This is a genomic window from Paenibacillus sp. 01T422 (assembly GCF_056398785.1).
Window position 1 is genome coordinate 1 of the sequence record NZ_JBFTQB010000128.1, and the last position, 13,491, is coordinate 13,491.

The window sequence follows — 13,491 nt, forward strand, 5'->3', positions numbered from 1 at the left end:
CTTTACAGCGGTAATAACTGCTGATCCGATTTTCCCGTCTCCCGTTACAATAAGACCGTCATCAACAAGCCTTGTTAAGGCATCCGTAGAACCCGACAACTGTTTGTCGCTGATCTTGTCCCCGCCGTCCGGCTTGTCCGGGAAAATATGAACGAAGTCACTCTCCAAGATCGACAGGTGGTACTGTATCGTATCCGCACCTACCTTGATATCGGAATACCCCGCCGAGGACGCATGAGCTCCCGCTGAACCAGCTAAGGTCATGCACACGATTACCGCCAAAGCAATAGCCAAAAAGCTCTTATAGATGTTGGTCACGGTTCTATCACGCATGTGTTTCATTTCGTTCCTATCCCCTCATTCATCTTCATCAACTAATCTTGCTCATTCGAACCTTAACTTGCCTCTCCTCCCCATGAGCTTCGCTTGCTACCTGCCCAATCATATCGGGGGGCCGCCGCCTTGCCTATACACATGATTTTCGATCCTTCTCCATTGTTTCGATTGGTTTTTTAAGCTTTTATGAACCGCCGAATCACTAAAAATGCAAAGCTTCCAAAAAAAAGCCCATACCCTTACTTAAGATAATGGTCTACAATTAAGTGTATATAACTCGCCGGAAGTCAACAGCGTAACGATCAAAGGGGCCTGCGACTTATGACTATTTTTTCGATCAATAAATCACTGTTTCGACATGTACTAACCAGCTTTATCGTTCTGATTCTGATCTTCTCCTCTTTTAGCCTGCTCATCTTCTGGATGCTAAAAAGCCACCTTCGCAGCGAGATGATCGAACAGAATCACCTCACTTTGCAAAAAGTGGCGGAGCGTTATCAGTTTCAGTTAGATAAGATCAAAGAGGCCCTTTTCAAACAATTCACAGATAAAGATGTCATTGCCCTTAACAATCAAGTGATTCTTAAGAAAGATGCCGAGACACTGACCACTCGTCCCGTTGTTCTGGACATCCAAAGTATCGTGGGTGATACAGAGCTATATCTGGATAATATGATCCTTATGTTTCGTTCAGCGAATCTGGCCATTAATAAATTTGGTCCGGGAACGACTAATGAATTGTTTGCAGCTCTATATGCCAACAAGCCATATCCGGTTTCTTATTGGCAGTCACAGTTTCAACGCACAGAGAACTTCGTGCTTCATCCAGCCGCAGACTTCGGGGCTACCAGCGCTGATCCAACAGCCAAAGCATTGATTCCTTATTCCATCAAGCCTTCACTGGCTGATAATATGTTGATCGCCATGATCGACGCAGACCGTTTGCGGGACGCGATTCTAAGGGAGAATCCCCATCTAGATTTAACCATCGTAGGGCCGGGACAAGACCTCATCTATCAGACCAATCGTAGTGGAACTAAGCTGCCAGAGTCGTTATTGTCGTATCCACCCACCGATCGTGCGTATCTACTGGAAAAAGGGATTTATTATGTCGATTATCAAAATGAAGACAGCATGCATTTCATCATGAGGGTTACCAATCCAGATTTCGCTGCCAAAATCCTTCGTCTGGATAATCTCATGATCATCCTGCTGGGTATTTCGATCTTCATCGCTTTCGTTGTCTCGATCTTTTTCAGCAAACGAATTAACAATCCTGTCCGCCAGCTGCTGAAGGAAAAAGGTCAAATTCAGCAGGAACTGAAGGATCAACAGTCCGAGCTGACCAACTATCACTTCATTAATAAGTTGAAAAATATCAATCTTGAATCGGGTGAATGGCCTCACATTCAGGGTACAGAGGAAACCTATACTATCGTGCTCTATGAGCTTCGCTTTCGAGCAGCCGCTTTTGTAGAAATCCCGCTGAGCAGGGAGCAAATCTCACAATCGGTTGGAGCGCATCTCAAACAGTTTGCAGTTGAAACTATTCCTGAGTCTCATACCTTCCAGATTGAGCATCATCAGTTTCTGACTGTTTTTCCCGGCAATGAAAGGGAACGTATCCTGGCCATGCTCGAGCAGTTGAAGCAGGTTCTGGATCAAGATAGACGCTACTGTTTAGTAACAGCGGCCGTTAGTGCTGCGTTTGAACATTCGATTCAGTTTGGATATGCCTACCGCCAAGTCAACGAAATGGCCATGCAAGCCAGACTGCTGAATGAAACACAAACGGTAACCGAGTTCCGCTCGGATCGCTCTACTTATGTCTTAACTCTTTCGCAGGAGCAGGACCTAACCGCAGTTCTGAAGGCAGGCAAGGAGCAGGAAACACTGGATCTCTTCCTTCCATGGCTGCAGGAGCTTGACTACAAAGAAGCATCTGTAGATGCATTTAGGCATATGACGCTTGCTGTGACTGATAAGGCTAAGATGGTGCTAGAGCATTACAAGGTTCAAACAGAAACCTTATGGCAGCTTAAGCCCCTCCTGCTTCAGCTAGACGAATGCTGCACACTCGAGGAATATCAATTAAGCTTCCAGGCTTATTTCCGCGCCGTTACCCAGATTATCCGCGAGAAAAAAGAAGCCCACGACCCTATCGTTGACCGTGTTCTGCGTGTGATTCATGAGCAATTCGCTGAGGATCTCTCACTCGATGTGCTGGCCGATCAATTGAATTTAAGCACTTCCTACCTCTCGACGTATATCAAAGAGAAGACGGGTGCCAACTTCATGGAGCATCTGCATGACCGAAGAGTGAGCAATGCGAAGGAATTACTGCATTCGACCGATTTGAACATTCAAGAAATCAGCATTCAAGTGGGTTATCGCAACATCTCTTCGTTTAATCGGATGTTCAAGAACCGGACAGGCTCATCCCCCGGCGAATACCGGAAAACAAAACTATAGGAAGAAATGCTGTAACTAAAAAGCATCCCTAATCTATAACAAAAAAGCACCCCTAATCTATAACAGAAAAGCACCCCTATTCGGGATGCTTTTTTGGTTTAATTCAATATTTGATTATACGCCGCTATCTTGGCATTAATTTCGGCTGCTGCCGCATCAAGTGCTGCCTGAGGTGACTGCTGGCCACTGAGCGCCTGGTTGATTGCCTCCTCCGTAAGCTTCCTTGCATCGGGGTATACACCAAGAACGCCGCCTAGCGTCGCTTTATTTAATTTCGAAGCGTTATGTTGATCGATAGCTGTTTTGAATTGAGGGTATTTCTTCATGTTTTCCTGCACAATCGGCAGCTCATATGTCTTCTTCGTTATAGGAAAATAGCCCGTATTTACGTGAAAAATCGCTTGTTGTTCAGGCTCTGACAAATACTTCATGAACGTCCAAGCAGCCTGCTGCTCTTCCCCCGACTTACTGTTCATGATCCAGTTGCTGCCGCCTCCAACTCCTACGCCGCCACTCGCCGTCTCTGCTGGTTTGGGAAAAAAGCCTGTCCCGACTTCGAACTTGCCTTCAACCGAATCCAAGATATCACGTAGTGCAGCAGTTGTATCGAAAATCATAGCAACCTTACCTTCGGCGAACGCTTTCTTCGAGGTATCCCCTTTACCTGCCGAGTAGGTGGCTACGTTGCTGTCCACAAGTTCCTTCCACCAAGCAAGCGCCTTGACGCCCTCTTCACCGTTCAACTGCCAAGCCGTAGCTAACCCATCTCGGCCATTGCCGCTATTCACCAGTTCTGCGCCTTGATTGGCAACAAACTGTTCCATATACCAGCTATGTGTACCAAAATAAGCGCCAGTTACGCCGCCTTTTGTCAGCTTTGTTGCTGCTTTCTTAAGATCCTCATACAACACAGGCGGTTTATCAGGATTCAGTCCAGCTGCGGTGAACAAATCTTTGTTGTAATACAAGATAGGATTGGATGCGTTAAAAGGCATCGAAAACAGCGTCTTGTCCACTGTATAATAATTGATGATAGCTTCATCCATCTGAGACGTGTCGTACTTCTCCCGATCGATAAATTGCTGGATCGGCGTAGTGGCCTTGGAATCGATCATAAATCGGGTCCCAATGTCATACACCTATTCCCCCCCATGACTTTTAATCATAGGGGTTCAATGTATTAGCATGATTATTGGAATGTTAAGGGATTGTTAAATCTGCAATCCACGTTTACTCCATCCTAAGAGCCGTTCCCTCCGGCACGATCTGCACCCATGTAGTGCCCGGCAGCAGCGGCACTTCTTTGCCATCTTCCGCATACGCACGCAGCATGCCGTTTTTGCGTTCCCAGGTAATCTGCTGGGATTTGCCCTCCTGCAGGATGACGCCTTTTCCGGGACCAAACACATCAACCTCGCGGCGCCCTTCCTTGTCTACAATTTTGTGCTTGCTCTCCAGCACGAGCAGATTTTTGGCTTGCAGCTGCTTGCCAGTCTCCTTATCGAGATGCGGCTTGCCCTCCATGCTGCGCATGTACACGCCTTCCCCAGTATTGTATTCATAGGAAGCGAAATACCCTTGAAGATAAGGAATCAGAATATAATGAACGGCAGCGCCAGTGAGTTTACTTTGACCATCATCCTTGGCAAAAGTGAGCAGCGGTCCGTTCCACTCGGAGCGGAATTTGCGAGCCTCGGCGCCCTTCTTCATTTTATCCACAGAGGTATAGAGATTGTGCGGAGCCTTGCGGTCCGTCGAGCGCCAGTAGTAGGCGCCATCGCCGTAGACCTCATCGAGATGCGACAGCTTGCGGCCGGCCATCATGTCCATCGCTTCCTGGCTCCAACCGGCGTGAACAATAACCGCATCGAGCGCATCGCCAATCTCTACAAAATAAGGCCGAATGCTGCGCACAGGACCGATCGTTGTGGCCTCGTGGCTTTGGAACACAGAGACGAATCTCGTAATCTCGCCTTCTGCGAGAATTTCGTAGACGATGTCAGCCTGATCAAGGCCCGTTTGCGGCCTGGCTTGCGGGGCATTTTCGACCATGACCATGAAAGGGCGGGTCTTCACTTCTTTGGCCGAAGGAAGCCCAGTCAACGGGAATTTGTAGGGCAGCTCCGTTTCTACAGCTGTAGCTGCAGGCTTCGTAGCTGACGCAGAAGCAGATGGCGTTGCTGCTGCGGTGTCTGGCGTTGTCGTTGGCAGGGAAACAGGCGTATCGCTGCAGCCGACAATGGTTATAACCGAGCAGCCGAGGACGAGCCAGGCGCTGAGCGTTCTTTTGCGACGGGATAGGGACAATGATTTCATCAATAGGCACCTCTTCTCTTCATCTATTGTTCTATGAAATGTATATGCTAGGCAAGAGAGAAATAGAAGACTTTTTGAGTCGTGGAACGGATTGGCTGGATGCGCGTCTTTCGATAATTAGGTATAGTAGAGAGGAAAGATGCGGTGACTCCGAGCTGCGGGACTAATAAGTAGAGGAGAAAGATGTGCTGACCCGAGCTGCGGACTCACTAGTAGAAGTGAACGATTTGCTGGCGCCGAGCTGCGGACTAACTAGTAGAAGAGAACGATTTGCCGGCGCCAGGCTGCGGACTCACATCATGTAAAAAGTACAGTAAATTTCGGTGCCTCCCCCCGATTTGGCGGAAAGAGATGCATAACATACATCTAAATGTGTGATTCTGGGGCATTTCGGACCAATTCGGCTGATTTACATGTACAAAATGCAGCTATTTCTTACCAACACGCCGCCACGAGCAAATTTGCTGCACTTTTTACATGATCCGCTCTAGCTAGGAGTCCGGTGAGAAGAACCTCCCGGCCATTCAGCCTAGTCCAGCTACATGGATCATGCAGCCATCGCAAAGCCGACATACACCCCCAAGGAGGCGTCGCCCCATGACCAAGCCAACCAGCAGTACAGCCGTCATTCTGTTCGACGGTGTCTGCAATTTATGCAGCGGAGCTGTACAGTTCATCCTGCGGAACGACCCGAAGGGCCATTTCCGCTTCGCGTCCTTGCAGTCAGCAGCCGGGCAAAAACTGCTGGAGCAGTATCGGCTGCCCACGGACAACATCAGCACGATCGTGCTGATCGAGGGCGGGCGCGCCTACACCCGCTCGACGGCGGCGCTGCGCATTGCCCGGCGACTGCGTGGCGCTTACCCGCTGGCGTATGCGGCCATCGTCATTCCGCCTCCGCTGCGGAATCTCGGCTACGCCTTCATCGCGAGCAATCGCTATCGCTGGTTCGGTAAGGCCGAGCACTGCATGCTGCCGAAGCCTGAGTTCAAACAGAGATTCCTGGAGTAGCGCCGTAGCGCTTAATCCAGAAATCTCTGCGGCTTTTTCAAGCCGCCGAACATCCAGCAGCATAGGCTGAGCGTGCCCATTTGGAAGCTGTGATGCAGCAGCTTCGACCGACGTGCGCCATCTGCGGCACCCAGTGCCAGCAGCAATGGCGCAAAATGCTGCGGCGTCGGCACCGCCACAGCCGCATAGGGCGCTCTTTCGTCATACCTCACGAGCGCCTCTAGATTCCACGTTTCGAGCTGCTCCGCCAGCCACTCATCGAATTCCACCGCCCACAGTTGAGGTACGGGATTATTCCGGTCCAACCTGTGCAAATTGTGCACAGTTCCGCCGCTGCCGAGGATGAGAACATCCTCCTCACGCAAGGAGCCGAGCGCTGCGCCGATGCGATAATGCTCTTCCGGCGTCAATTTCGGATTCACCGAGAGCTCCACCACAGGAATTTGCGCATCTGGGTACATCATGTACAAGGGCGCCCATACGCCATGATCCAATCCACGCTCATCATCCAACTCACAGCGGATACCTTCCTCTTGCAGCAACTGCTGAATATGCAAACTCAGCGTCAAATCGCCTCTAGCTGGGTATTTAATGCTATAAACCTTTTCTGATACTCCCGAAACATCATAGATCATCTCCGGATGAATCGCTGAGCTAATCGTCTGCACCGAACTCTCCCAATACGCGCTAAATACGACGACCGCTTTGGGCCGCGGTATACTCTTCGCCAGTTTGTGTAAAAACTCGGTGTAAGCATGCTGCTCAAGAGCCAAGTTCGGTGTTCCATGTGCGATAAAAAAGGCTGGCAGCATGACAAATCACCCTTTCGTCTGGATTGGAAACATTTTACCAGTATTCTACAGTATTCTCTACTGTTTCAAAATAAAACCCAGCGGATTATCTTACGCCAAGTCTGTGAGGCTACAAAAATTAGCCGCTTCAAGTTTCGTTGGATGAAATCCAATGCATGCACGCTTTTGAGCCTTCAATCCTACTTTCCGTTGGACGAAATCCAATGGAAACCTAGAAATATCACTTTTTAGAGCTGTAAAAGGGTCACCCTATTGGATTTCGTCCAATGAAATCGAGGTTTGAGCTACTATATTGGTCTTTTCATTGGATTTACTCCAATGAAACCTCTCAGGGTGGCAGGTTAGTGGCTGGCTGTTGGCTGCTGGGTGCTGGCTGTTGGTGTGGTTGTTGGCTGCTGGATGCTGGCTGTTGGCTGTTTGGCTGCTGGCTGTTTGGCTGCTGGATGCTGGATGCTGGCTGTTTGGCTGCTGGATGCTAGCTATTGGCTGCTGGGTGGATGGTCGGATGGTGGGTGATCGGCAGGACAGCTATCTGGCGCGCGATCGGGCAGTCAAAAACTGTTCAATACCATCAGCAATGCCGATGGTGAGCTTTTGCTGATACTCAGCTTCCGACAGCCGCTCATCTTCCTCCGGATTGGTCATGAAACCAAGCTCAACCAGCACGGCGGGCACCTTGGACCAGTTAAACCCGGACAGGTCGCTGCGCGCCGACAGCCCTCTGCCATCTGTCCCGGTTGCCTCCTTTAGCTGCTCGGCAATGAAACCCGCAGCTTGCCGGCTTTCGGCTGCAATGGGCTTCAGCGCCGCCGAGGCAGCCGACGGATACAAGACCGAAAACCCGCTGGTTTTCGGAGAGCTATCCCCATCCGCATGGATGCGTACAACCAGCGCTGCACCGACCTCATTTGCCATATCCGCGCGCTGCTTGTTGGAAATATCAACCTCGTGCGACTCGCGGGTCATCGCAACTTTCGATGCCTCGCTTCATAAGCTCGGCCTTGATTAACTGCGAAACCTCCAGGTTCAGCACATATTCCGGTTTCTTCGTATGGACGCCGACGGTGCCGGAGCTGACCTTCGGTTTTGTTTCTCGCGTATCCGGGCCTACGGCCTCGGGCGCGTTGTTTCCATGACGCTGATGCCCCGGGTCCAGCATCACCAGCTTGTGCACCACAGCCAGCGATTCCACTGGAGCTGGCTCTGACCTCGGCACCTGCACCGCTTGCTCTTGCACCACCAGCACTGACGCTGCCTCTGGCACCGTCCCCTGCACCGGTTGCTCTGGCACCACCGGCACTGACGCTGCCTCTGGCTCCGTCCCCTGCACCGCTCGCTCTGGCACCACCGGCACAGCCGCTTCCTCTGGTTCCGTCCCCTGCACCGCTCGCTCCGGTGCAGGCACTGGCGCAACCGCCGCAGCCGGCGTTTCCACCGTCGGCAAGCTTTTCGCTTGCCCGCCACAAGCAGCAACCAAGCCAACCAACACACCCATGGCGACCAACTGCATCACCCTTTTACCCACAATCATCACACCGTTCTCCCCTATCTGTTATCTAGCCATGCATGAAACGAAAGGCAGCAGCCAAAACTATTCGAAAGGCACACCCAAGGAGGCAATCGCATGAACACCCTCTGGCACTTTATCGTGGATCACTGGATATCGCTCGCGCTCATCATCGGCGTACTCCTCGCCATCTGGTACGAGTTTAAAAACAAAGACAAATATATCCGCGGCGGAAAAGATAAGTAAGCACTCTCCTTCCCCCTAAAAAAGCAAAAACACAGYCCTTTCCCGCAAGAAAGCCACTGTGTTTTTTCATTGTTCTATTTCAAAGCTTTCATCGCAATATCCGTCCGGTAGTGCTTCCCGTCAAAATGAATCCGATCCGCATCCGCATAAGCTTTCTGACGAGCTTCGACAATGTCTTTGCCAATACCTGTGATGCCCAGAACACGTCCGCCATTCGTCACGATCTGTCCGTTCTCCAAGGCTGTTCCTGCATGGAACACCAAKGAATCCTGCACATTCTCAAGCCCTGTAATCGGCAATCCTTTCGGATAAGGCCCTGGGTAACCCCCGGAAGCCACGATCACGCAAACCGCTGCGTCCTCGCTCCACTCGATTGGCTGCTCAGCCAACGTTCCGTTGTTGATGGCAAGGAAAATATCAAGCAAATCGGTTTTGAGGCGAGGTAAAATAACCTGCGTCTCTGGATCGCCGAAGCGCGCGTTGAACTCGATTGTTTTCACACCGTTCGGGGTCAAAATTAGACCCGCATAAAGCACGCCCTTGAACGGTCGGCCTTCCTTAAGCATCGCATCAGCAGTCGGCTGTACAATGTTCACAAGCGCTTCCTGCACAATAGACTCAGGGATATGCGGCAGCGGTGAGTAAGTGCCCATTCCACCCGTATTCGGCCCTTTGTCGTTATCGAACACTGGCTTATGATCCTGCGAAGGTACCATCAGACGAACCATCGAGCCATCCACGAAAGCAAGCAGTGACATCTCTTGACCCGTTAGAAACTCCTCAATAACTACGCTCGCGCCGGATTTGCCAAACACCTGATCCACCATAATGTCGCGAAGCGCCGCTTCCGCTTCTTCCATCGTTTGCGCGACAGTCACGCCTTTACCAGCAGCAAGTCCGTCAGCTTTGATAACGATTGGCGCTTTTTGCGAACGCAAGTAAGCAAGGGCCGGCTCATACGCATCAAAAGTTTCGTACGCCGCCGTAGGAATGTTGTATTTTTTCAGGAGTTCCTTCATAAATACTTTGCTTCCTTCGATGATTGCCGCATTCGCGCGAGGTCCGAACGCTTCAATCCCTTTGGACTCCAAATGGTCCACAAGACCTGCTGCCAGCGGGTCGTCAGGAGCTACCATAACAAGGTCAATCGCCTGCTCCTTCGCGAACGTACTGATCTCTTCGAATTGAAGTTCTGTAATCGGCACACATTCCGCCAATCCTGCAATACCGCCGTTCCCCGGTGCACAGAAAAGCTTGCTGATTTTCGGGCTTTTGCTCAGTGCCCATACAATGGCATGCTCACGCCCGCCTCGTCCAATAACTAATACACGCATCCTCTTGTCACCAGTCCCTTTCATGGGGAATGCCCACGGTCCGCACTCGAATCGTGAGCATTCTCAGTTGTTTTTAGTGTTTGAAGTGACGAACGCCCGTCATGACCATCGCGATTCCGTTCTCGTTCGCTACGCGAATGGACTCTTCATCTTTGATCGATCCACCCGGCTGGATAACCGCTGTGATGCCTGCTTTTGCAGCCATTTCAAGCGTGTCGCCCATTGGGAAGAAAGCGTCGGAGGAAAGAACAGCGCCTTTCGACTTGTCGCCTGCTTGCTCAATCGCAATTTTCGCTGCGCCAACACGGTTCATTTGACCAGCGCCTACACCAACCGTCATGTCATCAGCGACAAGTACGATGGCGTTAGATTTAACGTGCTTAACTACTTTCCATGCGAAAAGCAGCTGTTTCATCTCTTCCTCCGTCGGCTGACGCTCAGAGACAACCTTCAGATCTGCTTCTGTCAGTTGGTAAGCATCGCTATCTTGCACGAGCATACCGCCCTCAACGGTTGTAACGATTGGCTCAGCCTTGCGGCCAGCGATATTATCTAAGCCGCTCACTTTGAGTAGGCGGATATTTTTCTTTTTGGAAAGGATCTCAAGTGCTTCTGGTGTAAAATCTGGCGCAATGACGATTTCCAGGAAAATCTCATGCAGCAATTGCGCTGTTGCTTCGTCAACCGCACGGTTAGCTGCAACGATACCACCGAAGATGGACGTAGGGTCAGCTGCGTACGCTTTTTGGTAAGCTTCAAGCACGTTACTACCGATACCTACACCGCAAGGATTCATATGCTTAACTGCAACAACGGCAGGCTCGCTGAATTCCTTAACGATTTGGAGCGCCGTATTAGCGTCATTAATATTATTGTAGGAAAGTTCTTTGCCATGAAGCTGTTCAGCTGTAGTAATGTTGCCGGCAACCGCATTCGGCTTGCGGTAGAACGCCGCGCTTTGATGCGGATTTTCACCGTAGCGAAGATCTTGCATTTTCTCGTAAGTAACTGTGTAACGCTCTGGGTAAGGCTCGCCCATTTGTTTGGACAAATAGTCTGCAATCAAAGCATCATAAGAGCCTGTGTGACGGAACACTTTGGCGGCAAGTTGTTTGCGCGTTTCAAGTGATGTATCGCCAGTCTCTTGTACTTCTTCAAGCACCTTGGCATAGTCAGCTGCATCGACAACCACGGATACGAACGCATGGTTTTTAGCTGCTGAACGAAGCATAGTTGGCCCACCGATATCGATGTTCTCGATCGCGTCTTCGTAAGAGACATTCGGCTTCGCAATCGTCTCAGCAAAAGGATACAAATTCACGACAACCAGATCGATATAATCCAGGCCGAGCTTCTTCATGCTAGCTTGGTGCTCTTCGTTGTCACGAACTGCTAGAAGACCGCTGTGAACAGCAGGATGAAGCGTTTTGACGCGGCCATCCATGATCTCAGGGAAGCCTGTAACCTCGGAAATACCGATAACCGGCACCCCTTTATCCTTCAACAAACTTTGCGTACCGCCAGTAGATATAATCTCAACGCCCAGCTTCGCCAGCTCGCCCGCGAACTCAACGATCCCCGTTTTATCGGACACGCTGATCAGTGCTCTTTTGATTGCCACGGTTCTTCCTCCCAGAAATGAATTTATTTAACGTTGTTAACATGCTTAAAGCAGCTCATTCTCACCTTCAGCCGCCTCCGCCTCTGATCCAAAAACTAGCTACTCCAACTTCCCGCATCCCCATCACACAGATCATGTAATAAGTACAGCAAATCGAGCCACTATCGGTGCAAAACAAGAAACCACCTGCAAAAAGTGCAGTAAATTTAGCGAAAATTCATCGTATCCGCCGAAAACCCGGAATTTTGATGTACAAAATACAGCAAATCCCCATAGAACAGCCAAACGCTCAAATTTTGCTGCACTTTTTACATGTCCTTCGTTCGGCCGCATAGCAAGAGCTACCGCAGCATACTCTTGCCGCCCGTAAGCTCCGCCACGCCGCGCTTGGGGGCAATAGTCGCCATCCTACGTCCGTCCAGCCCAAGCCTCAACTACAACCGAATACCCACCCTGCGACCATCCATGCTCACACGGCCCTCGCGCAGCCAGCGAATAACCTGCGGCAGCAGCACGTGCTCAGCCGCATGAATCCGCTCTGCGAGCGATTCCGCTGTCTCGTGCTCATGGATCTCCACGGCGCGCTGCGCAATGATCGGGCCGGAGTCCAGCCCGCCGTCCACGAAGTGCACAGTGACGCCCGTTTGCTTCACGCCGTACTCGACGGCTTGCTCAATCGCGCGCACGCCCGGAAAGGACGGCAACAGCGAAGGATGCACGTTGATCATCCGGCCAAAAAACGGCTCAACCAGCACGTTCGTAATGATGCGCATATAGCCAGCCATCACGATTAGATCAACCTGCCGCCCCTGTAGTTCCTTAAGAATAAGAGCTTCATAAGCCTCGCGACTTGCATATTCCTTAGGACGGAACGCAAATACAGGCACTTTCGCTTCTGTTGCTCGCTCCACCACGTAAGCCTCCGGACGATCACAGACAAGAAGCTCGATGCTGACATCAAGCTTCCCCTTCTGTACCTGATCCACTATCGCTTGGAAATTCGTACCGCTGCCCGAAGCAAAAATCGCTACTCGATAAGGCTGCATTACACCTCAGCTCCTTGGAATGTTACGACACGCTCGCCTTCTGTAACAACGCCCAAACGGTAAACTTTCTCGCCTTGCGCTTCCGCTGCGGCAATTGCTTTCTCCGCATCATCCGCATTCACAATAATAACCATTCCGATCCCCATGTTGAACGTGCGGAACATATCGTTGTTCGTTATGCCGCCTTCACGCTGCATCAAAGAGAAGATCGGCAGAATCGGCCATGAGCCGTATTGGATATCCACGTTCACGCCGTCAGGCAGAACACGCGGAATATTTTCGATAAAACCGCCGCCTGTAATATGCGCCATGCCTTTGATCGCTACATCTTCAAGCATCGCAAGAATTGGCTTCACATAAAGCTTAGTTGGCTCTAGCAACACGTTGCCAAGCTTATCGCCCAGTTCATCCACATGTCCTTGAAGCGTATACCCTTTCTCTTCCAGCAGAAGCCTGCGCACAAGAGAGAACCCGTTACTGTGCACACCGCTTGAAGCCAGACCTAACACTACGTCTCCAGGACGGATTGTTGTACCATCGATGATCTTTTTCTTGTCGACGATTCCAACCGTAAAGCCGGCAATGTCATACTCCCCTTGTGCATACATGCCAGGCATTTCCGCCGTTTCCCCGCCGATCAGTGAGCAACCAGATTGCGCACAACCGTCAGCGATCCCTTTGATAATAGCCTCAATTTTCTCTGGAATTACTTTGTCACAAGCAAGATAGTCAAGGAAGAAAAGCGGCTCAGCGCCTTGAACAATAATATCGTTCACGCACATCGCAACTG

The 13,491-nt window shown here is 50.7% G+C and carries 14 protein-coding genes; 4 read left to right on the forward strand and 10 right to left on the reverse strand.

The genetic code is table 11. The annotated features are described in order from the left end of the window. Positions 1 to 342: hypothetical protein (locus AC1DUA_RS09865; protein ID WP_477499563.1), on the reverse strand; the 342-nt coding region annotated here is incomplete at its 3' end. 315 nt (positions 343 to 657) lie between these two features. Here AC1DUA_RS09865 and AC1DUA_RS09870 point away from each other — a divergent pair. Beyond that, positions 658 to 2,808, forward strand: coding sequence for a helix-turn-helix domain-containing protein (locus tag AC1DUA_RS09870; RefSeq protein ID WP_477499564.1), 2,151 nt, complete (start codon positions 658 to 660; stop codon positions 2,806 to 2,808). A gap of 98 nt (positions 2,809 to 2,906) precedes the next feature. Here AC1DUA_RS09870 and AC1DUA_RS09875 read toward each other — a convergent pair whose 3' ends face one another. Both AC1DUA_RS09875 and AC1DUA_RS09880 read right to left on the reverse strand, forming a co-directional pair. Beyond that, entirely contained in the window at positions 2,907 to 3,947 is a 1,041-nt protein-coding gene (locus AC1DUA_RS09875) for an ABC transporter substrate-binding protein (RefSeq protein ID WP_477499565.1), read from the reverse strand. 91 nt (positions 3,948 to 4,038) lie between these two features. Beyond that, positions 4,039 to 5,124 carry a DUF3048 domain-containing protein gene (locus AC1DUA_RS09880; RefSeq protein WP_477499566.1) on the reverse strand — a complete coding sequence of 362 codons (1,086 nt, stop codon included), beginning with the start codon at positions 5,122 to 5,124 and terminating at the stop codon, positions 4,039 to 4,041. Between the two features lie 597 nt (positions 5,125 to 5,721). Between AC1DUA_RS09880 and AC1DUA_RS09885 the strand changes: the two genes are divergently transcribed. Beyond that, a complete protein-coding gene (locus AC1DUA_RS09885; RefSeq protein WP_477499567.1) occupies positions 5,722 to 6,135 on the forward strand; it encodes a thiol-disulfide oxidoreductase DCC family protein in 414 nt (137 codons plus the stop codon). Positions 6,136 to 6,146: 11 nt separating this feature from the next. Here the strand turns inward: AC1DUA_RS09885 and AC1DUA_RS09890 are convergent, their stop codons facing one another. Next, the gene (locus tag AC1DUA_RS09890) at positions 6,147 to 6,947 is read right to left on the reverse strand and encodes a DODA-type extradiol aromatic ring-opening family dioxygenase (RefSeq protein WP_477499568.1); all 801 of its coding nucleotides are present in this window, start codon (positions 6,945 to 6,947) and stop codon (positions 6,147 to 6,149) included. Between the two features lie 366 nt (positions 6,948 to 7,313). On the opposite strand from AC1DUA_RS09890, the gene AC1DUA_RS09895 reads away from it, so the two are divergent. Beyond that, on the forward strand, positions 7,314 to 7,463 hold the full coding sequence (locus AC1DUA_RS09895; RefSeq protein ID WP_477499569.1) for a hypothetical protein: 150 nt from the start codon (positions 7,314 to 7,316) through the stop codon (positions 7,461 to 7,463). 12 nt (positions 7,464 to 7,475) lie between these two features. Here the strand turns inward: AC1DUA_RS09895 and AC1DUA_RS09900 are convergent, their stop codons facing one another. Both AC1DUA_RS09900 and AC1DUA_RS09905 read right to left on the reverse strand, forming a co-directional pair. After that, the gene (locus AC1DUA_RS09900) at positions 7,476 to 7,913 is read right to left on the reverse strand and encodes an N-acetylmuramoyl-L-alanine amidase family protein (RefSeq protein WP_477499570.1); all 438 of its coding nucleotides are present in this window, start codon (positions 7,911 to 7,913) and stop codon (positions 7,476 to 7,478) included. Continuing rightward, on the reverse strand, positions 7,910 to 8,413 hold the full coding sequence (locus AC1DUA_RS09905; protein WP_477499571.1) for a hypothetical protein: 504 nt from the start codon (positions 8,411 to 8,413) through the stop codon (positions 7,910 to 7,912). The genes AC1DUA_RS09900 and AC1DUA_RS09905 overlap by 4 nt, the downstream gene beginning before the upstream one ends. 158 nt (positions 8,414 to 8,571) lie before the next feature. Between AC1DUA_RS09905 and AC1DUA_RS09910 the strand changes: the two genes are divergently transcribed. Continuing rightward, positions 8,572 to 8,700, forward strand: a complete 129-nt coding sequence (locus AC1DUA_RS09910; protein WP_477499572.1) for a hypothetical protein — start codon at positions 8,572 to 8,574, stop codon at positions 8,698 to 8,700. Positions 8,701 to 8,774: 74 nt separating this feature from the next. Here AC1DUA_RS09910 and purD read toward each other — a convergent pair whose 3' ends face one another. From purD to purM, 4 genes are all read right to left on the reverse strand, one after another. After that, positions 8,775 to 10,034, reverse strand: a complete 1,260-nt coding sequence (gene purD / locus AC1DUA_RS09915; protein WP_477499573.1) for a phosphoribosylamine--glycine ligase — start codon at positions 10,032 to 10,034, stop codon at positions 8,775 to 8,777. 73 nt (positions 10,035 to 10,107) lie between these two features. After that, on the reverse strand, positions 10,108 to 11,655 hold the full coding sequence (gene purH / locus AC1DUA_RS09920) for a bifunctional phosphoribosylaminoimidazolecarboxamide formyltransferase/IMP cyclohydrolase (RefSeq protein ID WP_477499574.1): 1,548 nt from the start codon (positions 11,653 to 11,655) through the stop codon (positions 10,108 to 10,110). Positions 11,656 to 12,089: 434 nt separating this feature from the next. Continuing rightward, entirely contained in the window at positions 12,090 to 12,701 is a 612-nt protein-coding gene (purN, locus tag AC1DUA_RS09925; protein ID WP_477499575.1) for a phosphoribosylglycinamide formyltransferase, read from the reverse strand. Then, the coding region (purM, locus tag AC1DUA_RS09930) for a phosphoribosylformylglycinamidine cyclo-ligase (protein ID WP_477499576.1) at positions 12,701 to 13,491 on the reverse strand (791 nt) is incomplete at its 5' end. The genes purN and purM, both read right to left, overlap by 1 nt.

Coding starts and splice junctions, on each gene's coding strand:
- AC1DUA_RS09870 (WP_477499564.1), top strand. CDS start 658: ATGACTATTTTTTCGATCAATAAATCACTGTTTCGACATGTACTAACC.
- AC1DUA_RS09880 (WP_477499566.1), bottom strand. CDS start 5,124: ATGAAATCATTGTCCCTATCCCGTCGCAAAAGAACGCTCAGCGCCTGG.
- AC1DUA_RS09885 (WP_477499567.1), top strand. CDS start 5,722: ATGACCAAGCCAACCAGCAGTACAGCCGTCATTCTGTTCGACGGTGTC.
- AC1DUA_RS09890 (WP_477499568.1), bottom strand. CDS start 6,947: ATGCTGCCAGCCTTTTTTATCGCACATGGAACACCGAACTTGGCTCTT.
- AC1DUA_RS09900 (WP_477499570.1), bottom strand. CDS start 7,913: ATGACCCGCGAGTCGCACGAGGTTGATATTTCCAACAAGCAGCGCGCG.
- AC1DUA_RS09910 (WP_477499572.1), top strand. CDS start 8,572: ATGAACACCCTCTGGCACTTTATCGTGGATCACTGGATATCGCTCGCG.
- purN (WP_477499575.1), bottom strand. CDS start 12,701: ATGCAGCCTTATCGAGTAGCGATTTTTGCTTCGGGCAGCGGTACGAAT.